This is a genomic window from Humibacter soli, from assembly GCF_054779035.1.
This window is the reverse complement of sequence record NZ_BAAGYX010000001.1, coordinates 2,419,078-2,440,837: the sequence shown is the minus strand read 5'-3', so window position 1 is coordinate 2,440,837 and position 21,760 is coordinate 2,419,078. Positions and strand designations below refer to the sequence as shown.

Here is a 21,760-nt window from a genome sequence, read left to right as displayed (position 1 = left end):
TGCTGCCGATGATCGCTCTCGCGATGTCAGAACGCGGCGTCGAGTTCACGCTCCCGTGGGCTCAGCCCCGAGGCGAACGCGGTGCGCAGCGCCTGGCTGATGCTGACGGCGCTGGAGTCGACGTGGGTGCGGAAGCCGAGGCGTGACGCCTCCGCAGCGCGGTGGCGCGCGGCGTTCACCGTGCGCACCTCACCGGCGAGGCTGATCTCGCCGAACGCGACCGTGTCCTGTCCGATGGGTTTGTCGCGCACGGCCGAGGCGACGGCGATCGCGATCGCGAGGTCTGCTGCCGGCTCGGTGAGGCGCACCCCGCCCACCGTCGAGACATACACGTCTTTGTCGGAGACGCGGATGTTCGCGCGGCGCTCCAGCACCGCCAGCAGCATGGCGAGGCGTGCGGCATCCACACCGCTCGTGACACGTCGTGGGTTCGGTGCCTGTGTGTCGATCACCAGGGCCTGGATCTCGACGGGAAGGGCACGGCGGCCCTCCATCGCGACGGTGACGCACGTGCCGGAGACCTGGGTGGCGTTGCGGCTGAGGAACAGTCCGCTCGGGTCGGGGACCTCCGCGATGCCATCGCCCGTCATCTCGAAACAACCGACCTCGTCCACCGGACCGAAGCGATTCTTCAGCGCCCTCACGAAGCGCAGCGCGGTCTGGCGATCGCCCTCGAACTGGCACACGACGTCGACCAGGTGTTCGAGCACTCTCGGACCGGCGACCTGCCCATCCTTGGTGACGTGGCCGACGATCAGGATCGGAAGGTTGCGCTCTTTCGCGACCCGGATGAGTGTGGTCGCCACTTCGCGCACCTGGCTCGGTCCTCCGGCGAGACCGTCGAGCGCGCTGTTCGAGACCGTCTGCACCGAGTCGACGATGACGAGCTGGGGATCGACGGCGTCGATCTGTCCGATCACGGCCGACAGATCGGTCTCCGCCGCGAGGAACAGGTTCGCGTGCAGCGCCCTGGTGCGTTCCGCGCGCAGCCGGACCTGCCCGGCTGACTCCTCGGCCGAGACGTAGAGCACTCGCGACTTCGCAGCGGCCGCCCGCGATGCCACCTCGAGGAGCAGGGTTGACTTGCCGACGCCCGGCTCGCCCGAGAGTAGGATAGCGGCTCCCGGGACGATGCCACCGCCGAGGACCCGGTCGAACTCGTCGATGCCGCTGGGCCAGTGGTAGACGGCATCCGTCGACACCTCGGTGATGGGCGTGGCTGTGCGCTCATCGGCGATGCGGGCAGACACGACGCGACCGGACGGCTGGGTCACCTCGGTCATCGTGTCCCAGGCCTGGCAGTCACCGCACTTGCCGACCCATTTCGCCGTCATCCACCCGCATACCGTGCAGCGGTACCCGCCCTGCGCTTTTGCCATCGTCGCTCCGACCTGCCCTGCCTTGCCTCTGACCCCGCCGCTGACGTTACGGCACACCGCCGACGCTGCAGGCGGGAGCGCTCCGTGGTGTGCGGAACCCACCGGTCGTCCGGTATGAGGACGAGGAGATCGAAAGGTCGAGGCTCAGGCGTCCGCTTGCCCGATCGGCTGGTTTGCAGTGATGAGCTCGTCAACGCGTTCGTCGACCAGCGGCGCGAACGCGGACGCCCACAGTGCGTAACCGGCATCGTTGGGATGGAACCGATCGCCGGCGAAGAGGGTGAACACGCCGAGCAAGCCGGCCCGCTTCGTTACGGCGTGGAGGGGTGCGACGCGCAGCCCGCGGGCATCCGCCAGTCGTCGGATGAGTCGATTCGCCACCGCGACCCTGCGCTCGCTGCGCGGCAGGTAGAGGTAGGGGAGATCAGCGACGATCGCTCCGGTGGGCAGCGCGTGGAGGATCTCCGTGATGCCGGCCGCGAACGCGCGTTCGTTCCATGCGGCGAGGTCGTTGACGCCGATCGCGAGGGTGACGATGTCGGGCTGAAGCTTCATCAGCCGTGGAAGCTGGTAGCCGACGGCATCCGTCGTCGTCGATCCCGACACGCTCAGGTTGACCGTGCGAACCGATCGGCCACTTCGCTGCGCGATGCGGCGGAGCAGGATGCCGACGTATCCATCATCCGGCGCCGTTGCCCCGATGCCCTGAGCCGAGCTGTCGCCGAGCGCGACGTAGAGCAGCTCGCCCTGTTCCTTCGCGCGGGCTCGCCACCATGCGGAGTGCACCGGGAGCGTCTCGTTCAGCACGGCCGAAGCGCGTCTCCTCGCCGTGAGGAAGCGACGAACCCAGAGGCCGATGGTGACGACAAGGCCGAGCGCCGACAGCAGGATGACCGGACGCACGCGCATCCACCCACCGTACGTCGTGCGGCGACAGCGCTCGATTGGCCCAGCGGATGCGCGTCGCGTACAGTAGACGGCGGTACCGTGTCCGAGCGGCCGAAGGAGCATGTCTCGAAAACATGTGTGGGGGCAACTCCACCGTGGGTTCAAATCCCACCGGTACCGCCGCGAAGAGCCCCCGCGATCCCAGTGTTTACAAGGGATCCGGGGGTTCTCGCTTCTCCCGGACACCGCGTTTGCCCACAATTTGCCCACACTTTTTCGACGAGTGGCCAGGCTTAGTCGCCCCGCGACGACCTGTCGAGGTCACTCGGAGCGGCGGCGGAAGGGCGTTCAAGAGGGTTTCGGCTGGACAGTTCTCCGGCACTTGACGTCGCCGTGCCGGCTCGGCGTCGCGATTCGATCCGCCGAGGCTTCCGGAAATAGCGACATCCGTCTGCGACCGGCGGTGCTGGTCGCAGACGGATGTTGTGATGCTCAGTCCACGTCGTGGCGGTTCCAGCGCCGTCCGTGTCCGGTCTGGCGGCGGACCTTGAAGGGTGCGCGGTAGGCGTCGCCGTTACCGGCGTGCTTGTAGGGCTTGCAGAGCTGGCAGCCCTTCCAGCGCCTTCCCGATGTGCGTGCCATGAGTGTTCCTCTCCGAGTAATTGCCCCACCCGGACGGGCGGGGTTGGAGGAACTTCGGCGCGGTCATACGCGGAAGGCTACTCCGAGAGTCTGCGCTCTGAGCTCGGCACCGCAGAGTCCGCCTGCTCGGACAGCGACGCGCCAGAGAAGCCGCGTGCACCCACGCCCGACATTGAGCGCGCTGTATCGAGAGCGTCCGAGACTGCATCCAAGTCGTCGTCGAAGAGATCTGCGTACGTGTCCAAGGTCATAGCGGCGGAGGCATGACCCAGCATCCGCTGCACCGCTTTCACATTCGCTCCAGCAGCGACCGCCAAGCTTGCCGCCGTGTGCCGGAGATCGTGAAGCGTCAGGTCGCTCGGCACGTTGCTTCGGCTCTTCGCCGACGCATACCAGCCCTTCCGCTGGTCCGGGCGACGCTGATGGTTATGTCCATCCCCGAACACGAGCCCTCGCCGTGGCTTTCCCGCGCAGAGTTCGGCGAGCTCGTCGGCGAGGAAGCGCGGGAACGGAACGCTTCGACGCTTGTGCGTCTTCGGCGTGCCGACGATGATCTCGCCGCCGACGTTTACGGCGTTCTCGTCCACCTGGAGCCGGCGTCGTTGGAGATCGACGTTCTCCACCCGGAGGGCCACGGCCTCGCCCCAGCGGAGGCCGGTGTAGGCCAGGAGTCGGACCAGCGGTCCGTGCTCGCGTGACTCAGACGCGAGCTGCTCAACCTGCTCATGGGTGAGGTAGGGATGCCGTTTCTTGTCCTTGCGAGGCAGCGCGACGCCGCGGCACGGGTTGCTCGGAATACGACGGTCACGCACGGCCGTGTCCATGATTCCGGCCAGAATTCCGTGCGCTCGAATCGTTACGGCGGGGCTGCGGATCTGGGCCAGCTCCGTTACCCACTCCTGCACATCCGAGAACCAGACGTCACTCAGCGCGACGTCCTCCCAGACCGGCGCGACATGCAACCGCCACGTAATCTCCAGCACCCGGTACGCCGAAGGCTTCAAGGTCGCCTTCTTCGCGTTCAACCAGGACGCATGACGTTGCCCGACCGTCGCTCTCGCAAGCGAAGGATCGATGTACTCACCAGTTGCCATGCGAACCGATACTGACGAGAGAAACAATTCGGCATCACGCTTGGTACGGAAGCCGCGCTTCTCCTTCTGCCGGTGCGTCTTATCACGCCACCGCACCCGGTAGCGCTTACCCGCCGCAGCCTCGTAAGGCTCAATGCTTCCCATGTTGTGCCTCCGCAGCACTTACACGCAGGCAACCACAGGCCCACGACAACCTGACGGAGAAGCCCCGGGCCAGGCGACGCCACGACACGGTCTGCGCGATACTGCACGACCGTAAGACCTTCGCGTCGACCACCACTCATGAGCGGAGCCGCGTTGCGGCTCTGACCTCGTCGTGTCGTCCCGCTGCGCCGGGGGCTGCTTCTTCGCGCGTTCTGTTTACCTTCCGGCCGATTGAGCATATGTGGTGCTTTCCCCCGCGCCCAACGGCTTTCGCGGCATATCCTCCCGCCGCTGCGCTCTAGTCCGGTATTCCACGGTCCGTTGATCGCTCCTCCAGCACCACAACTGCTCCCTCTTGCCGGAAGGCAAACAAAGCGGCAGAGGGATTTAATTCGAATCTTGAAGTCTCTCCGCCGTGACCGCCAGAAGAAGGCACCCGGCCAAACCGAAGATCAAGGAGAGGGAATAATGAAAGCGGAACTGGTGAACTTGGTCACCACAGGCGGCACCGAAACAGCCGTCCTTCTAACCACCGAACTCGACGAACTCACACCAACCGAACACGTCCGAGCACTCGAACTCACCATCTGGTTGGTCGACGAAGGATGGACCGTAACGACCACTACCGGCTCGCCACTCGCATCCGTTGTCCGCAAAGGCGCCGAAGCAATGCACGGTACCTACCATGCGATTCCGGACCTGACCCTTACCCGCATCCAACGGTCCAGACACCACTTACCTCCACGGTTGGGTATCCGACTAATGGCCCCCTGAAGGACATGATGCTGATTCCCAGGGACATTGCCCGGTCGACGCCGCGTCTGCGGAAACGCACCCGCCCACGAGACCGTCGGGAAGCCTACTTGCCGCCAGAGGGTTTAGCTATGCCAGACGGTGTCTTCGGCGGCGGCGGTGCCGGCTTGTGATCGTTCGGCGCAATGCCGCGAAATGTTTCGCGCCGTGGCGGTGGCGGGGTGGGCTGTCGATCGTTCATTCTTCGTTCTCCTTTAGCGGGGCGATCCACTCCACAATGTCGCTGTCCTGGATGGTTATCCAAAATCCTTGACCAGGAAGTGGCCCGCCGATCGTTCCAGCCGCATCTATCTCAAACTGCTGATCTAAGTAGATGCTCCGCGGTTCCGGGTACGAGGTCATGAACGAGCCACCCGTGTACCAGCCTGCAAGGCGTGACCCGTCGGCGCGAGTAACCCTAATCCAGTTGTTCTGCCGTGTGCTGGCGGCGAAGTCCCACGCTGTGGGAATGTCCGAGCGTCCTGTCTTCGACCTGGGCAGCCGAATCCATGAGGGCCCACGACTAACGCCAACCCACTCAATGTCTGAATGGTGGACCGCAATTGAGATCGCCAATGGAACTATCACATACAAGACAAGGACCGCGAGCCCGACCAACTGCGGGGCCTTGATCGCTACTTCGCCCGTGGGAGAGATGCTAATCAATCCACTGACGACTGACCCGAACAGAAATGCATAGAAGGCCGAAAGGGCAACAGCGAACACAATGCCGCGAGCGAAGGACAGCCCAACATCACGATCTCCTGATCGTTCCCCGCCCGCCCAACGTCGTACGCTCGCATACGCGAGGGCTGGGACAGTAAGGACGATGATCGCCAGCACCGCGAAACCTGTCGTCGGTATGCTCACATGTGCTCCTTTTCCGCCTTACCCGCAGAGCTCGCTTCACGGCGTCGTGCAGTTCGTGAGAGGAGGCGTCGAGCGGTCCTCCCGCCGCGTTCGCGCTATACGCGGATCGGCAGCTCGACAATTGGCTGTAATGCTTCTAGGCGGCCGGCGAATGCACGTAGAACGCGATCGTAGAGGTCGACTGTCCGCGTCGATTCCACGGTTACTACCAGCGCGTAGGGGATAGCACGCGGCGATTGCGCATTGGCTCCGTTAGCGCGGGCGTTGTAGTGGACGTCGAACACAGGATTGCGCAGCCCCGATCCTCGCATCGTTCGGGAGCTGTTTAGTGTCGTCTCCCAAAGTTGCGCATCCCGCCGAAGGGTGCCTTCGGTGTCGTAGCCACTGCGACGGAAAAAGGGGCCGGGCTTCGGATCCACTGCTTCTGACGTGGCGAAGGTTAGATCATGGGGACGGAAGGTGATGTCCAGCCCAGCGCGGCTGTAATTCCCCGGGTCCTCTGGATCGGTCTCGGTCGCGAATGTAAACGTCGCGCCGATCTTGACATTGCCTTGCAACTGCTCGGCAGGCAATGGGATCTGTGCGCGTAGATACTGCGCCGGCGTAAGGGTGCCCTGATAGATAACGCGCACCTGTCCATCGGCACACGTCATGATCTGCTGGAGATCGGGTGGTATCCGGCCCCAGCCGACTTCGGCGCGCGAATGCCCGATCCCGTTTGCCGTGTGGAGTAAGAGAGCTTTAATTCCAAGCGGTGTAAGCCGTTCGCCAAAGTGTGCCCGCAACGCGATACCACGACGCAATGCGCTCGGAGCGGCAAAAGAGGTCCCTGTCGTTATTGCGACATTACCCCGGGTCTGCAGATCGGAAACGACGAATGGTTCGGTAGGGCTGCCCCCGAATTCCAGTGCGTCGGGCTTCACGAAGCCGGGTGCACGTCCTGGACCCACCGCGCTGTAGCCAGCCCGCCGCCATCCGTCTCGGGTGGAGTCCGCGGCACCAATCGCGAGGCCGTTGAGGCAGTCAGACGGCACCTGGATCCGTTGGTCCGCTTCGTCGGGAGACCCCCCATTATTGCCGACAGCGATCGAAACGAGGATCTGCCCGGTTGACATATGAGCGTCGAGCAGTGCTGTCCAGGGATGTACGTCGTCATCTTCGACACTCATATATGGGCCGATGCTGAGGTTGGCGAAGTCGTACTTCTTCTCGCTCAGGACGGAGTCGATGCGTTGCAGCACGTCGTAGAGGTCGAACGGATCCTCCTGGGCCCGAGCATCGAGCACGCGGTAGTGATCTACTCGGGCGAATGGAACCGATGCTGCAACTCCGGGCGTCAAGGTGCCGAAGAGTACTGCCGAGCAAACGTCATGACCGTGCTGCTCAAGAGCCGCGACGGACTCCCCCAGCCCCGGCAGATCGATACCGTTTACCCAGTGCGCGAGTGGGCTGGACTCCGGGAGTCCGCCGTCGAACACCGCCACCCGAATGTCGCCGTCGACCACCCCGCCGCCCGGCAGCGGAGCTGCCGCGAGGCTCGGCATCGAAGTGGAACGTTCGACGGCGGGTACTCCGCGTAGCCGCGAAAGCGGCCGCGCAACGCGTAGGAACGAGAAGAGTGCGAGCTTCTCCAATTGCTCGGCTGTCGCCTCAGCAGGGATGAAGCACAAGCCGCCGGCGAAGAGTCGGCGGTCCACGCGCGCGTCGACACCGAGGGTGCTCGCGTATTCCGTGAAGCCCTCCAGAATGTACGCGTCCGTCGCGGCGGCGTGCAGCAAGAGTTCGACGAGGAGCGCGTCGCCCGTGCGCTCGGCTTGATCGAGTTTGCGCAGGCGTTCAGTGGTCTCCGGTGCTCTGACGCTCTCGACCCGTCGGACGGCTTCATGGATGCGCAGTGGAACAGTAGAGAAGTCTTCTGCCCATCGATCAAACGAATTCCTGTCACCAGCGATGTAGAGCTCAGTGGAGTGGCTTAACTCCGGTTCACCCTTTTTTGTCCATTTCTCAGGAAGGATCTCGATCGGACGTGAACCTACCTGACGGAGGTTGTACTGCCCGAGAAGTCGTGTCGGATGATAAGACTTCGCCAACGATTGGGGATGGAGCGTCATCACGGCGACGGCCTCGTTATCAGGACACGCATCGGCAGGAAGCGCTTCGAGCGCTTCCGCCGTCTGAGTAACGACGGGAGCGAGCCGCTGGATAGCCTCTTCAAACTCGTACGCGGGACCTGGCGGAGGTCCGCCGTGCGGTGCTGGGACGGGGCCTGTCAACCGCTCGCCATATCCGAGCAAGAATCGTTCATCAGCTGCCATCGCTCTCCCCTACCTTGACCTGGCCGACATATTTCCGCAGGGTGTCACGGCTAACGCCCGTGATCTCATGAACTGCACGTTGGCTCAAACCCGACAATGCCATCAAACGTGCCGCGGCCGGGCCACGCTCACTGGGTGGCATTCGTGAGAACCGCTCTCTGGCGAAACCAAGGAGTGAATCAACCGGTGATCCGCCGTTCATTGCCGCGAGGCGGCGCGCACGAAACACGTCTCGTTCGAGTCGGCTAAGTGTCTCTCCGCGGTAAAGGCGGGCGATGAGTGCAGCCGCGGATGGGTCGGTGTTGGGCTCGTCGAGGAAGCTCATCACGCCCTGCGTAAGGGAGCTCTCGTCGGGGAGAGGAAAGTCGAGGATGACATCGAATCGGCGCCACACGGCGGGGTCCAGGAGGTTGGCGTGATTGGTTGCCGCGAGTAGCAAAGCTCCATCGGGCCACGCGTCAATCTCTTGCAATAGGACAGTAACCAGCCGCTTCAGCTCGCCGATCTCTGACGAATCATCTCGCCGTTTCGCAACTGCGTCCAACTCATCAAGGAGCAGGACTGCAGGAACGGAACGCGCATAGTCCAAGACACGACGGACGTTGCCGCCCGTGCGACCAAGGAAGCTGCTCATGACTGCCGAGAGGTCCAAAACGAGGAGAGGTAAACCGAGCTCACGCGCAATCCAGCGCGCCGCCAGCGTCTTCCCGACACCTGGTGGGCCAACTAAGAGAGCGGTGCGAGTCGGCGAGAGGCCCGACTCAAGGAGTCGCTCGCGACTGTGATGCTCATCGGTAATCTGTTGAAGCGCCGCCGCAACCCCCTCGTCCAGGATTGGCTCGTTGGCGATCACGACGGGATCCTCTTCACGAACCAGCGGAAGCCGGCTGTCAGCGTCGATCGGTTGGTCGATGGAGACACCGGATCCAACTGCGCGGAGCGGACCATCGCGCAGGGTCTCAACAATCGCGCGCGCGAAGTTCGGAGCCGATGACTTGTACTTGCGCGCAAGCCGCCTTAGCAAGGCGTGGGCACCGGAAGCGTTGCCCGCTGCGGCAAGTCGCATGACTTGGACTACATCCGATTCTTGTATCGCACTGTCTTCCATAGCCACGCCACTCATATACCTATTCTACCGTCAGGCATGGACGAGTTGCGAGCCCAATGAGGATTTTAGTCCACTCCGAATCCAAGGACGAGCGTCTCCTGGCCCGAGGCTCACCGTCAAACGTTCACCGTCAAACAAGGACGGGCGTCCGGTGCGTGGTCCGCGGCGCGAGGCGTCGACGCGGATCCCTGGCGGTCTGCCTCCGACGGCCGGCCACGGTTGGGCCAGCTGAAGGACAAGCAGCGGGAGCAATGAAAACAGAACTCGCCAACGTCGTCACCACAGAAGGCCACGAAAACTGTCGCCCTCCTAGCCACCGAACTCGACGAACTCATCCCCATCGACCCCGTCCGAGCGCTCGAGCTCACCAATTGATCCTCGCCTGAGGCCGGAGAGTCAGGACGACGATTGGCTCACGACTCGAATTGGTGGTGTGAAAGGTGCCGAAGGAATCCGCGGCACCACCGAGTGATCGATGACGCCAGATCGAGCGGTCATATCACGAGCTGCCTCCGACATTTGCGAGAAGGCGGATCGGGGCACTGAAACGCAGCTGGCGCCACTACTGGGCACCCTGCGGGCTGTGTTTCGCAACTGACGTTGCCGTGCTCGTGATCGCGCAGCTGGAGCAGGACAGCGAGTAGGGCGACGATCTCCCAGTTCGCGTCGAACCTTCCCGATTAGCTCTAGGAGCTGGATTACCGGCGTCTAATGCGGTTTCCAGCTTGCAACGCGCTCTCAAGATGCTCACGGGCGCGCCCAAGCTTCAACGCCGCCGCAGGAGTCGGCGTGTCCTGGCCAACAGGGTTGGCGCGGATTCTCGACAGATGGACAGCGGATCTGACGGAGGAATCAGGGACGGGGACGAGATCAAGGTGGAAGGAAAACAAGACGGGCAGAACGGACGAAGGAGTGAAGAAGGTTGAGGGCGAAAAAAGGGTAAATGCACGCAGGCACTTTGCAGTGAGAGGTACGATGGGATCGTGCGTGGGGGTGTGGCGCGGTGGAAGCGTGGGGTTGCTTCGCAGGGTGTGAAGCAAGCGGTCGCGTACGCCTTCGGCGGGGTTTGTGACGCCACGTTGACCGCCAAAGACGCGGCCGGTGTGGTCGCGGCGGCCGACTATGCGGACGCTGTGATGACACGGTACATATGTGAGAACGGGTCCATCCGCGACGACCTCCTCACCCGCAAGCAACTCCGTGCGTGGGTTGACGGTGTCGATCCGCTCATCGGTGAACGACGCGGTCGTGACTTGGAGTCTCCGGTGGCGGATTTGGTGTTGGATGCGACGGTGAACGCCCCGAAGTCGTTCTCGATCGCGGCTCTCCTCGACGCGGAGTTGAACGCGGCGTATGAGGATCTGCAGGACCGGTTACGGGACCGGATCATCCACCTCTGGCAGAGCGAACTCAACGCACGCCGCGGTGCCGGCGGCCTCATCCGTGAGGACCTCGCCCGCGTGGAAGTGGTCGAGCTGAAGCACGAGCGGTCCCGGTCGTTGGATCCGCACAAGCATCGCCATCTGTGGTTGAACGTCAAAGTCCAAGGCCAGGACGGGAAATGGTCGAATCTGGATACGCGGGTGGCGTTGCGGTTCCAGAATGTGGTGAACGCGGAGGGTGACCTCGCCGCACGGACTGATCCTGCGTGGGTCCACGCGTTGGCCGCGAAGGGGTACACGCTGAACGCGGACGGGGAGATCGAGCAGCTCACGCATTTGGTGCGGCCGTTGTCGAAGCGGTCAGCGCAGATCGAAACCAACCGTGCCGCCCGTCTCGAGTGGTGGCGAGAACAGCATCCCGGTGAAGAGGCGTCGCGGGATGTATTGAACCAGATCGACCGGTGGGCATGGGCCACCGACCGCCCCAACAAACCCCGCGACCTGGACGAGGACGGCTGGGCGGCCATCATCCGTGACGAGATCCGTGCCGCCGGTGTTGACATGACCGCGCGATCCGCGGTGGTCGTGACGCCGGTCGACGTGGCGGACATTGACCTGGATCTCGTGGCCGCGCGCGGGGTGGTGGATGCGGATGGCCGCTCCACTGGAACGGGTGGCCGGTTCAGTGTGTTCGATGTCCGCGCCGGCATCCTTCGCGCGTTGTCCTCTTCGGGCTTGATGACCGATCGCGATGACCTCACCTCGATGGTCGATGAACTCGTCCTGAGGGCGGTTGCCGCTCACACGGTCCGCCTTCTCGACCGGGAAGAGGTCGTGCCCGATCACGTGAAGCACCTCGCGGCCACCGAAACGGTTGTGGCGAAGTACTCGCTCGCCAACCAGCTGTCGCTCTTCCCCGAGACTGGGGAACCGCTCCCGCCCGAAGCGGTGCAGAAGATCGCAGCCGTCGTCGATCCTGGTCGTGTCTTGGACTCCGGCCAGATCGATGGTGCGCGCGTGATTTCCGGCACGAGCACTCTCGTGACGGTGATCGGCGCAGCCGGGACCGGTAAGACGACGATGTTGAAGGTGGCCGCCGCGGCGCTCAAGCTTCAGAACCGTCGGATCGTCGTGGTCGCGCCGACAAAGAAAGCCGCCACCGTGGCCGGCCGGGAAGTCGGCAGCGAATCCTCATCCCTCCACCAACTGCTGCACACGTACGGGTGGAGGTGGAGCGAAGACGCCAGCGGACGCACCGTATGGTCACGACTCAACATCGGTGAAATCGACCCGACCACGCAGCAACCGTTCGAGGGCGTCCGGGATCGTGTGTTACGCCCGGGAGATCGGGTCGTGGTGGACGAGGCCGGCATGCTCGACCTCGATGCCGCCAACGCGCTCGTCAAACTCGCGCACGAAACAGGTGCTGGTATCGCAGCAGTCGGTGATCCGAAGCAAGCGTTGCCGGTCGGTCACTCCGGCGCCATGGAACTCATTTGGCGCCGGAGTAGGGATTCGGTTGAGCTTCTGGATGTGCATAGGTTCAAAGATCCGGAGTGGGGACGATTCACGCTTGAGCTAAGACGTTCCGAAACGGAACAGGACCGGAACGACCTGGCAGCCCGCCTCGTGGAGACTGGACACGTCCAGCTGGTCAACAACACCCGTGCAGTCGAAGGAGCGATGACCGACGCGTGGTTCGAGGCAACGAACCGGCGCGAGACCATCTCCCTCGTTACCGCGACACTCAGCGAAGCTCAGGCAGTGAATGAGTCCATCCAGGCCCGACGTGTCCAGACCGGTGCACTCACAACGGGTAAGGTCGCTGTCGGGCAGGCCGGGCAAACCCTTCTGCAAGGCGACATCGTGCAGACGCGTCGCAACAACCAGCCCTCGGGAGTCGAGAACCGGCAGAACTGGATTCTCCACCAGATCACCAACGAGGGTCTCGTGCTGGCCGGTCTGAACGACTCGACCCAGTTTCGGAAAGTCAGCCACGACTACGCCGCACAGCACATTCACCTCGGCTACGCCTCCACCGTCTACGGTGCGCAAGGTGAAACCACAGACCGTTCGATCGTCGGACCCGGTGTTGACGCCGCGGGGCTCTACGTCGGTCTCACCCGCGGACGACTCTCCAACAACATCATCCTCACCGCCCCCACACCGGAGGCAGCGACCGCTGAGCTCACTGAGATGATGCAACGCGGGACCATCGAACCCACCATCGAAGCGTCCCGCAACGCCGCACGCGAAGAACTCAACCGCTCGGCCGCGCTGGTGACCCCTAGACAAGCGGCGCCAGCTGGGGTTTCCGTGCAAGGCCCACCCCTCTACGGCAGACGGTAGGAACGGCAAATCGGTACGGCCACCCGATTTCGTGCCGCAATATCACCCGACTGCGACATGTACGTGATCAGTGCGATCCCGTGCGCGTCCGCAAGTCGCGCGGCGTCGATGAGGCAGCCCCCGGAGTGGAACACCAAGGCGCGGCGTCCATCGGCCGTACCCAGGGCTATCGCCCGCTGTACGAGAGGAATCTCGATGTTTCCGATCCGGTTCTGAACCAGCGCGACGTAGCGTGAGCTGTACAGATCACAGATCGCAGCCGTCTCGCCCGACGCGATGACCGTGTCATCCTCGCCGAGATAAACCATCCACTCTTTGCAGAATTGAACCGCAGCGCTCCCAGACGATCCGACCTGTCGGGGCAACGGACGCATAACGTAGTCGACCACAGGTCAAGAATCCTCTCAATCTCGGACACATGGGGGGCCTCCGGAGCTTTCATTCATTCGTGACATGGGCATTAACCACGCCATATCGCCCATTCTCGCGTTGCAGATGTGGGGGGAGAGACCTCGGTGCTGCCCAGTAAACAGGGCCGTCGAAGCATCCGCGCTCGGGATGCTGAACGGGTCCACGCAATAGTCGTTGGCCGGGCGGAGTCGGCAGGGTGATTGGAGGGAACGCTTGCCAGGCGGAGGGCGCTGTGCGGCCGGAGTCAGTAACGAGTGATTGGACCGTGCGGCGCAATCCGTTGGGGGTGCCCCACGCCCAAGACGGAACGAGGAGCACCCCTGCGGATGTCAGGCTGCTTCGGGGGTCTCCGGACCTTCGAGCTCGGCGAACTTGGCCTTCATAGTTTCGTTCCCGCGCGTGAGCCTCTTGATCGTGAGTTCCTCGGACTTGTCGTTGGCGAGACGGAGGTTATTCGCCGACTTGTGCAGCGCCTCCTTCGTCTTTTCCAGGTCCTTGATGGCCTCGTCGATGCGCTTGATGGCTTCCTCGAACCCGTCGGACGCGAGGCGCCAATTGCGCCCGAATGCCTTCTTAAAGTCGTCGAGGCTCTGCTCGAACATTGTGATGTCGATGTTCTGCTGCTTGACCTGCTCCAGTTCGGCGCGAACCGAGATCGTCTCCTGCGCTGCACCCCTGAGCAGCGCGATGATGGCGAGGAAGAACTGCGGCCGGACGACGAACATCTTCGGGTACTCGTGGGAGACGTCGGTGATTCCGGTGTACAGGTCGGAGCCTTCTTCGAGCATGGACACGAGCACGGCGTACTCGCAGCCCTTGTCACGGCGATCCTTGTCGAGCTTCGCGAAGAAGTCGATGTTCTTCTTCTTGGTCGACGTGGTGTCGGCCTCGTTCTTCATATCGAACATGATCGAGATGTACTCGACCCTGTCGTTGCTGAAGTCGCGGAAGATGTAGTCGCCCTTGGTGCCGGTGGAGATGTCGTTGTCCTTGCCGAACTTGGCGTTGGGGAACGCCATCGCTCGGACGCGGTTGAACTCGGTCTCGCAGTGCTGTTCGAGCGACTCGCCGAGCAGCTTCACCGACTGTCGCGCCTTGAAGTCGCGGTACTGCTCGACCTGCTCCTGGAGGAGTGCAACCTCCTTGGAGTGCAACTCCTTTAGTGCCGACTCCTTTACCTCCTGCTCGGCGGCATGGAGCTCGAGTTGACTCTCAGCCGAGGTGAGTTTCTGCTGCAGCTCCGAGACGGCCCTCGTGACGGCCAGCTCCTGGCTCGTGCCAGCCTTCTCGACTTCGCCGCGCAGCCGCATGATTTCGGTGTCCTTCTCGGCCGCCGTCCTCTGTGCCTCCTCGGAAGCCTTCGTAACGGCGAGCTGCTGCGCGGTACCCGCGCCGTCGATCTCGGCCCTGAGCCGCTCGATCTGCGCGTCCTTCTCGCCGAGCGCCTTCTGTGCCTCCTTGGCGGCCTCGGCGATGGCGAGTGACTGGGCCTTCCCGGCGCCCTCGACCTCGTTCCTCAGACGCTGAATCTCAGCGTCCTTTTGAGTGGCAGCCTGCTGCGCCTGCTGGGCGACCTTCGCCTCAGCCAGTTCGATCTCGGTCTGCTTGGCCTTCTCCGCCTCGGCGAGCCGTGTATGGAGTTCCTGGTCGAACTCCTTCGTACGCACCTGCGCGACGATGTTGGCATACTGCGCCTCGCCCATGGTGAACACTGCTCCGCAGTGCGGGCACTTGATCTGCTCCAATGGCTACCTCCTTCCTGTGTCACATAGGTCAATCCGGCCTGACCAGGAGGATGTAAAGGCCTCAGAAGGAGAAGTCCTCGTCGTTCGCGGCGAAGATCTCAGCCTGTTCGACCACAAGCTCGATCGCCTCGAATTCGGCGTCGGGCGGGTAGTCGTAGCGGACCAGGATGCGCCGGACAGCGGAGCGCATCTTGGCGCGCACGCTCTCCTTGACGTCCCAGTCAATGGACCAGTTGTCGCGGATCGTGTGCACGAGGTCACGGGCAATGGCCTTCAAGGTCTCGTCGCCGAGTTCGGTGACAGCCGACTCGTTCTGCGCGACGGCGTCGTAGAAGGCGATTTCGTCCTCGCCCAGCCCGAGCACCTCGTAGCGCTGGATATCGGCGCGCATCTGCTTGGCGAGCGTGACCAGTTCGGCGATGATCTCGGCGGATGTCAGCGACCGGTTGTTGTACCGGTTGATCGCCTCGTCCAGCATCTCGGAGAATTTCCGGGTCTGCACGACGTTGGTTCGCTTGATCGTTCGGATGCGGTCGTCGAGAAGGCGGCGCAGCAGCCCGATCTGGAGGTTCGGCTTGTCCCTGTCAGCAAGCCCGTCGAGGAACTCATCGGACAGGATCGACAGCTCAGGAGTATTGACTCCGGCGAGTTTGTAGATGTCAATGACCTGATCGCCGGAGACAGCCTCGTTGACCAGCTGCCCGATCGCGGTGTCGACATCGACCGCCCCTGAGCCGCTGCGTCCCGAATCGGGGTCGAGCACCTTGAGGATGGCGGCCCGCACGTCGATGAAGAGTCGCACATCGTTGCGGATGGCGACGGCCTCGTCACGCGCGCCGCAGAGCGCGAACGCCTTGGCCAGCGCGAGCACCTGGTCGTTGTAGCGCTTCGTACGATCGGGGTCGGCCATCACGAAGTCGAGTACCTTGGCGTACTGCGCCAGGCGGTCGGCAGCGGTGAGGTCGGGAGAGGAGTCAAAGGTGACACCGTGCAGGAGCGACGTGACGATGTCGTGCTTCTCCAGCATGACGGCGACCATCTTGTCGATGGGCACGCCAGCCTGGTCGCGATCGGAAGGCGAGTAGACCTTGAGCGCCTCCTGGAGGCTGGCGTACACGCCGACGAGGTCGACGATGAGCCCGCCCGGCTTGTCGCGAAACGTGCGGTTGACCCGGGCGATCGCCTGCATGAGGCCGGCACCCTGCATCGTCTTGTCGACGTACATCGTGTGCATTGCCGGAGCGTCGAAGCCGGTGAGCCACATGTCGCGCACGATGACGAGTTCCAGCTCGTCCTCGGGGTTCTTGGCGCGGAGCTGGATCTCCTTGCGGGTGGCTTTGTCGTACAGGTGCGGCTGGTACTCCTGCGGGTCGGCCGCAGACCCCGTGATGATCACCTTGATCTTGCCGGTCATGTGATCGTCGCTGTGCCAGTCGGGCCGCAGCGCAACGATCTTTTCGTAGAGCTTGACCGCAATGCGGCGGCTCATGGAGACGATCATGCCTTTGCCGATCATCGACTCGCGGCGCTTCTCCCAATGCTCGACGATCTCGCTGGCGACCAGGTCGAGGCGCTCTTCCGCGCCGACGATTGCCTCGAGTCGCGCCCAACGTGACCTCGCGGCCGAGGCCGCGGTCTCTTCGACCTGTTCGGTGATTTCGTCGGCGAGGTCGTCGAGGTCGGCCTCGATCTTCTCGCTGAGCCCGACTTTCACGAGCTTGGGCTCGTAATAGATCTTGACGGTCGCCCCGTCCTCGACAGCGCGGGTGAGGTCGTAGATGTCTATGTAGTCGCCGAACACGGCGCGCGTCGACTTGTCGGTCGTCTCGATCGGGGTGCCGGTGAAGCCGAGGCAGGTCGCGCCGGGGAGTGCGTCACGCATGTGCTTCGCGAGGCCGACCTTGAGCCGCCCCGCGGAGTCGAGGGTTTCGGTGAAGCCGTACTGGGAGCGGTGGGCCTCATCGGCCACAACGATCACGTTCCGCCGGTCGGTGAGCACTGGGTTCGTGTCACCTTGCTCGTCGGGGGCGAACTTCTGCAGCGTGGAGAAGATGATGCCGCCAGATGCGACCCTCAGCAGCTCGCGCAGGTGGGCACGGTTCTCCGCCTGGACGGGACGCTCCGGGAGGATCGTCGCCGGGGCGAAGGTCTCGCCGAAGAGTTGGTCGTCGAGGTCGTTCCGGTCGGTGATGAAGACCAGGGTCGGGTTTTCCATGCGCGGGTCCCGCATGATCTTGGCCGCGTAGAAGACCATCTCGAAGCTCTTGCCGGAGCCCTGGGTGTGCCACACCACGCCGCCGCGCTTGTCGCCGTCGGGGCTCGCCGCCTTCACGGTCGACTCGACGGCGGTGTTCACGGCCCAGTATTGGTGGTACTTCGCGACGCGCTTGACGAGCGAGCGCATCGGCTGGCCGGTTACCTTGTCGGTGACGGTCTCGTCACTGAAGACAATGAAGTTCCGCAAGATGTCGAGGAACCGCTTCGGTTCGAAGACGCCGCGGATCAGCACCTCCAGCGCAGGCCGGTCGGGAACGACGGTGCGCCCGTCAATCGTCTTCCACGGCGCGTAGTGCTCGAAGGCTCCCGTGAAGGAACTCATTGCTGCGCTTGCGACGCCGTCAGAGATGACGGTAAGCGCGTTGTAGTCGAAGATCGGGGCGATGTCGGTCCGGTAGGTCTGGACCTGATTCCAGGCGCCCTTCATGTCGGCGTTCTCGTCCGCCGGGTTCTTAAGTTCGAAGAGGGCGAGCGGCAATCCGTTGACGAAGACGGCGACGTCCGGCCGGCGATTCTTGCCTTCCTTCACGATCGTGAACTGGTTGACCGCGACCCAGTCGTTCGCTTCGGGGGTGTCGAGGTCAATGAGCTTCACCCGGACGGTGCGGGTCTGCCCGTCAGCGCCGCGGTGCTCGACCGGAACGCCCTCAATTAGGAAGCGGTGGATGCGGTAGTTCTCGTCGATCGGGTTCTGCGATTCGGGCCGGAGCAGTCGCCTAATCGCCTGGTCGATGACGGCGGGCTCTATGCCCTGATTCAGCCCGCGGACCGTCGGCACGAGTCGGTCGATCAGGACGGCGTCGGCAAACGAGTCGCGGAGCTGCGGTCCGTCTCCACCTGGCGCGATGTTGGGCCCATAGAAGGTCTGGTAGCCGAGATCGGCAAGCCACTCCAGCGCGGCCTGCTCGACGACGGATTCGTTGAAGGAGCTCATGATGCGGTCTCCAAGGTGGCGTCATCGACCGAGCGGACAAGCACACTCAGGGGAGCGAGGTATTCGAGGGCCCGCTGCTCCGACATCTCGTGGTGTACCACGTGAGCCAGCGGGTGTCGGATGCCCGCGAAGACACCCCCCGCGAATGTGCGCGCGCCACGCTGGACTGACTTGAAGGTGGTGCTGCTACCGTCCTTCATGCGGTGAAGCCGAGGCTTCCCAGCTGCCGGAGGCTGCTCGCTGAACGCCTGATTGAAGAGGTCGGTCACGCTGATGTCGCGGCGGCGAAGCTTGTTCTGAGCCTCTGCATTGGGCTTCCGAATCGCGCCCTCGACAGACTCTCGATAGTGTCCAGACTGCCAGAGCGACGATGCGACGCTCCAGATCCACAGATGGAAGTCGCCAGCCGAGATGTGTGGGGCCGAATCACCAAGCCTTTCCCGAAGTTCGTCCCGACGCTTGAGGGCGGCGATCCCGCGGCTCGCCGCATCACGCAGCGGTGCCCGCCGGTCGCAGTCCCGGAACTTCCGCGACCGCTCGTATCCCCTAGTCCGCCAATCACAAAGAACTCGATCAAGAATCTGCTCGGTTACGTGAGCGTGCTCCGCGACCACCTCGTCCGACTCCCGCTGATACATGCCGTCCATGCCTGATGCATAGACGGATGCCTCAAGCTCCGCGATTGCCCAGGCGACATCGAGCTCACTCATGCTTCCGCCTCCACAGGGACACGGATACGGCCAGATAGGAGCTCCGGAAGAAGCGCGTCTCGCGTTGCTACGAGCATTTGAGTCTCCCGACGCCTCGCCTCGACTAGCCTCAACAAGTCGGCGGCCAAAGCAACGTTCGGCCCGTCAAGCTGGGACACATCCGGCACCTTTACGGAGAGCAAATCGTCCGGCCGTATCCGCTGGTGGCTTCCGGACGTACCAGTCACTCGTCTGGTGATCTCACCCCGGAATCGCTCGTCCCTGACCGCCAGCCACAAGGCGGCGAGGGTCACGCCCGGCTTTGGTAGCAGAGCGGCAAACTCCGTTGAAGCTAGCGCAACTGCGTCGCGCTGCGGAACCGCCCACCATGTCCTGTTTGTCTTCGGATTCAGACGTGATACCAGGAGGGTCGTGCTGCCAAGGCTGAGCTTGTTGCTCTTGATCTTGGATGCTTCAACTCGCTCCGGCAGACAACCGAGGTCGAAAGCCGGAAGGCTGAAATGGTCAACCAGCGAGTCGCCTAGGGGCGCCGGATCGGCCGTCGCCTTGCTGAGTTTGGCTAGTTCACCCAGCGGCCGAGAAGCGAACCATAGCCCCGCCCGGCTTGAGAGTGCGTCGAGCAGTTCCTGCAATTTCTCAGCAATCCGCCGATTTGACTGGATCTTGTCATCGAAGGCAGTCAGGGTGTCAGCGATGGCTGTCTGCTCAGCAAGGTCTGGCGCTGAAATCGGAATCTGATTGAGGGCCGACTGACTCAGTTTCGGCTGAGTCGACCCCGTGATGTAGGCCGACACGTCGCTGGACTCAAGTGCGTAGGCGAGGTACCGGAGATCATTCGCAGGATTCGCCTGTAACACGTGAGCGTGGTTATTTACCCAGAATTGACCGTCCGCAAGGAAAGCAATGGGTGTCTTCCGGGAACGAAGGTTCTCACCGTCCTCCGCAACAAGGAGATGCAGGCCCTCGAAAATAAAGTCATCGACCCAATCAACAACGCCGCTCGCACCGTAGTACGGAAATGGGCCCCGACGCCGGTCCGTGCCCGTGACGGGAATACGTTGGCGGTCATGGTTCACGGTGCGGTCCCGAAGAGGCTGCGTCACCCACTCACTCACCAAGCGCCTCCAGTCGTCGCCTGACCTCATTCTCAAACTCTTGGTTACGATCGAACTCCGCGAAAAGCTCCGAGGTGAGGCGCTCGATCTTCTCATCAATCGGCTCGTTGTCGGCCTCGGGTTCCTCGGTTCCGACGTAGCGGCCAGGGTTCAGCACGAAGTCGTGACTGGCAATCTCGTCCAGGGTTGTGGCCCTAGCGAATCCCGGGATGTCCTCATACCTTCCGTCGTGATTGCGCCAAGAGCGGTAGGCCCCGGCAATTGCCTGGATGTCGGAGTCACCAAGCTCAATGACTTTGCGGCTCACCGGATGCCCCAACTTACGGGCGTCGATGAAGAGAACCTCACCATCACGCTTGCGGTGGCCGTTGCCGCCTCGATCCTTGGAAACGAACCACAGCGAGACCGGAATCGGTGTGTTCAAGAAGAGCTTTGGGGGCATTGCGACAATGCAGTCCACCAGGCTGGCCTCAACCAGCTTGCGGCGAATCTCACCTTCCCCACTCTGCTTCGAGCTGAGCGATCCGTTGGCCAGGACGAAGCCTGCCGTGCCGCGAGGGTTCAGGTGGTAAAGGAAGTGCTGCACCCAGGCGAAGTTGGCATTGCCTTCGGGCGGGGTGCCGTACTTCCAACGCGGGTCGTCGGTGAGCTTCGCGTTCCACCAGTCGGAGACATTGAACGGCGGGTTTGCGATGACGTAGTCTGCACGGAGGTCTGGATGGAGGTCCTGGGAGAAAGAGTCCGCCGACCTGTCCCCGAGGTCGGCGTCGATGCCGCGCAGGGCAAGGTTCATCTTCGCGAGCTTCCAGGTGGTCGCGGTGAACTCCTGGCCGTAGACAGAGATGTCGTTGCGCTTTCCGCCGTGGGCCTTCACGAACTCGGCGGATTGCACGAACATGCCGCCTGAACCGCACGCCGGGTCATAGACGCGGCCGTGGTAGGGCTCTAGCATCTCGACCAGGGTCTTGACGATGGAACGGGGAGTATAGAACGCTCCAGCGTCCTTGCCGGTCTCCTTGCCGGCGAATTGGCCGAGAAAGTACTCGTATACGCGCCCAAGCACGTCGTCAGAACCGTGGTCGTCGCTGCGCGTGAAGCCGATCGAGCCTATGATGTCGACTAGTTGGCCGAGGCGGCCCTTGTCGAGGTCCTCGCGGCCGTAGTTGCGAGGCAGGACGCCGCGGAGCGACGGGTTCTCGCGCTCGATGAGGTCCATCGCGTTGTCGATAGACTCGCCAACTTCGGGTTGCTTTGCGGCCCTTTGGATGACGCTCCACCTTGCGGCCGCGGGAACCCAGAAGACGGAATGGCTGGTGTACTCGTCGCGATTCTCGACGAGGCGCTCAACCTGCTCGGGGTTGAGGCCGTCGGCGAGGAGTTCGACCTCGATCTCTTTACGCCGACCCTCGAACCGGTCGGAGATGTACTTGAGGAACACCAAGCCGAGCACGACGTGCTTGTACTCGCTCGGCTCCTGATTTCCGCGCAGAGCGTCGGCGGCATCCCAGAGCTTCTGCTCCAGAGTCTTCGTCTCGGTCTTACGTGCAACTCGCGCCATACGGCGCCTCCCTTCTTCCTGGGTGTCATTGCCTCTCGGCCCGACGT

The 21,760-nt window shown here is 63.1% G+C and carries 15 protein-coding genes and 1 tRNA gene; 3 read left to right on the top strand and 13 right to left on the bottom strand.

Going from position 1 to position 21,760, the window contains the following annotated elements:
• Positions 1-26: 26 nt before the first annotated feature.
• Positions 27-1,379, bottom strand: coding sequence for a DNA repair protein RadA (gene radA / locus ACYVDN_RS11260; protein ID WP_460571441.1), 1,353 nt, complete (start codon positions 1,377-1,379; stop codon positions 27-29).
• A gap of 144 nt (positions 1,380-1,523) precedes the next feature.
• Entirely contained in the window at positions 1,524-2,288 is a 765-nt protein-coding gene (locus tag ACYVDN_RS11255) for an SGNH/GDSL hydrolase family protein (protein ID WP_460571439.1), read from the bottom strand.
• A 72-nt stretch (positions 2,289-2,360) separates the two neighbouring features.
• Here ACYVDN_RS11255 and ACYVDN_RS11250 point away from each other — a divergent pair.
• A tRNA-Ser gene (locus ACYVDN_RS11250) sits at positions 2,361-2,447 on the top strand.
• 312 nt (positions 2,448-2,759) lie between these two features.
• Here ACYVDN_RS11250 and ACYVDN_RS11245 read toward each other — a convergent pair.
• On the bottom strand, positions 2,760-2,909 hold the full coding sequence (locus tag ACYVDN_RS11245; protein WP_460571437.1) for a hypothetical protein: 150 nt from the start codon (positions 2,907-2,909) through the stop codon (positions 2,760-2,762).
• A gap of 77 nt (positions 2,910-2,986) precedes the next feature.
• Positions 2,987-4,147: a tyrosine-type recombinase/integrase gene (locus ACYVDN_RS11240; protein ID WP_460571435.1), complete on the bottom strand. Its 1,161-nt coding sequence runs from the start codon at positions 4,145-4,147 to the stop codon at positions 2,987-2,989.
• A gap of 468 nt (positions 4,148-4,615) precedes the next feature.
• On the opposite strand from ACYVDN_RS11240, the gene ACYVDN_RS11235 reads away from it, so the two are divergent.
• Positions 4,616-4,921, top strand: a complete 306-nt coding sequence (locus tag ACYVDN_RS11235) for a hypothetical protein (RefSeq protein WP_460571433.1) — start codon at positions 4,616-4,618, stop codon at positions 4,919-4,921.
• A 216-nt stretch (positions 4,922-5,137) separates the two neighbouring features.
• Here the strand turns inward: ACYVDN_RS11235 and ACYVDN_RS11230 are convergent, their stop codons facing one another.
• From ACYVDN_RS11230 to ACYVDN_RS11220, 3 genes are all read right to left on the bottom strand, one after another.
• Positions 5,138-5,809 carry a DUF6338 family protein gene (locus ACYVDN_RS11230; protein WP_460571431.1) on the bottom strand — a complete coding sequence of 224 codons (672 nt, stop codon included), beginning with the start codon at positions 5,807-5,809 and terminating at the stop codon, positions 5,138-5,140.
• Between the two features lie 95 nt (positions 5,810-5,904).
• Positions 5,905-8,124 carry a S8 family peptidase gene (locus ACYVDN_RS11225; protein WP_460571429.1) on the bottom strand — a complete coding sequence of 740 codons (2,220 nt, stop codon included), beginning with the start codon at positions 8,122-8,124 and terminating at the stop codon, positions 5,905-5,907.
• Complete coding sequence (locus ACYVDN_RS11220) at positions 8,114-9,247, bottom strand: AAA family ATPase (protein ID WP_460571426.1); 1,134 nt, start codon at positions 9,245-9,247, stop codon at positions 8,114-8,116. Before ACYVDN_RS11220 ends, ACYVDN_RS11225 begins: the two co-directional genes overlap by 11 nt.
• A gap of 968 nt (positions 9,248-10,215) precedes the next feature.
• Between ACYVDN_RS11220 and ACYVDN_RS11215 the strand changes: the two genes are divergently transcribed.
• Positions 10,216-12,963, top strand: coding sequence for an AAA family ATPase (locus ACYVDN_RS11215; RefSeq protein WP_460571424.1), 2,748 nt, complete (start codon positions 10,216-10,218; stop codon positions 12,961-12,963).
• Here ACYVDN_RS11215 and ACYVDN_RS11210 read toward each other — a convergent pair.
• From ACYVDN_RS11210 to ACYVDN_RS11185, 6 genes are all read right to left on the bottom strand, one after another.
• Positions 12,948-13,352: a hypothetical protein gene (locus tag ACYVDN_RS11210; RefSeq protein WP_460571422.1), complete on the bottom strand. Its 405-nt coding sequence runs from the start codon at positions 13,350-13,352 to the stop codon at positions 12,948-12,950. The two genes, ACYVDN_RS11215 and ACYVDN_RS11210, sit on opposite strands and share 16 nt — an antisense overlap.
• A 351-nt stretch (positions 13,353-13,703) precedes the next feature.
• Positions 13,704-15,119 (bottom strand): DUF2130 domain-containing protein, encoded by a 1,416-nt coding sequence (locus tag ACYVDN_RS11205; protein WP_460571420.1) that lies wholly within the window; start codon positions 15,117-15,119, stop codon positions 13,704-13,706.
• A 61-nt stretch (positions 15,120-15,180) separates the two neighbouring features.
• On the bottom strand, positions 15,181-18,330 hold the full coding sequence (locus tag ACYVDN_RS11200; protein WP_460571418.1) for a type I restriction endonuclease subunit R: 3,150 nt from the start codon (positions 18,328-18,330) through the stop codon (positions 15,181-15,183).
• Complete coding sequence (locus ACYVDN_RS11195; RefSeq protein WP_460571416.1) at positions 18,327-19,040, bottom strand: TIGR02391 family protein; 714 nt, start codon at positions 19,038-19,040, stop codon at positions 18,327-18,329. Before ACYVDN_RS11195 ends, ACYVDN_RS11200 begins: the two co-directional genes overlap by 4 nt.
• Positions 19,037-20,155 (bottom strand): restriction endonuclease subunit S, encoded by a 1,119-nt coding sequence (locus ACYVDN_RS11190; RefSeq protein WP_460571414.1) that lies wholly within the window; start codon positions 20,153-20,155, stop codon positions 19,037-19,039. The genes ACYVDN_RS11195 and ACYVDN_RS11190 overlap by 4 nt, the downstream gene beginning before the upstream one ends.
• Positions 20,148-21,713 (bottom strand): class I SAM-dependent DNA methyltransferase, encoded by a 1,566-nt coding sequence (locus ACYVDN_RS11185; protein ID WP_460571412.1) that lies wholly within the window; start codon positions 21,711-21,713, stop codon positions 20,148-20,150. Before ACYVDN_RS11185 ends, ACYVDN_RS11190 begins: the two co-directional genes overlap by 8 nt.
• Positions 21,714-21,760 lie beyond the last annotated feature (47 nt).

Coding starts and splice junctions, on each gene's coding strand:
- ACYVDN_RS11200 (WP_460571418.1), bottom strand. CDS start 18,330: ATGAGCTCCTTCAACGAATCCGTCGTCGAGCAGGCCGCGCTGGAGTGG.
- radA (WP_460571441.1), bottom strand. CDS start 1,379: ATGGCAAAAGCGCAGGGCGGGTACCGCTGCACGGTATGCGGGTGGATG.
- ACYVDN_RS11220 (WP_460571426.1), bottom strand. CDS start 9,247: ATGAGTGGCGTGGCTATGGAAGACAGTGCGATACAAGAATCGGATGTA.
- ACYVDN_RS11185 (WP_460571412.1), bottom strand. CDS start 21,713: ATGGCGCGAGTTGCACGTAAGACCGAGACGAAGACTCTGGAGCAGAAG.
- ACYVDN_RS11195 (WP_460571416.1), bottom strand. CDS start 19,040: ATGAGTGAGCTCGATGTCGCCTGGGCAATCGCGGAGCTTGAGGCATCC.
- ACYVDN_RS11255 (WP_460571439.1), bottom strand. CDS start 2,288: ATGCGCGTGCGTCCGGTCATCCTGCTGTCGGCGCTCGGCCTTGTCGTC.
- ACYVDN_RS11240 (WP_460571435.1), bottom strand. CDS start 4,147: ATGGGAAGCATTGAGCCTTACGAGGCTGCGGCGGGTAAGCGCTACCGG.
- ACYVDN_RS11235 (WP_460571433.1), top strand. CDS start 4,616: ATGAAAGCGGAACTGGTGAACTTGGTCACCACAGGCGGCACCGAAACA.
- ACYVDN_RS11225 (WP_460571429.1), bottom strand. CDS start 8,124: ATGGCAGCTGATGAACGATTCTTGCTCGGATATGGCGAGCGGTTGACA.
- ACYVDN_RS11245 (WP_460571437.1), bottom strand. CDS start 2,909: ATGGCACGCACATCGGGAAGGCGCTGGAAGGGCTGCCAGCTCTGCAAG.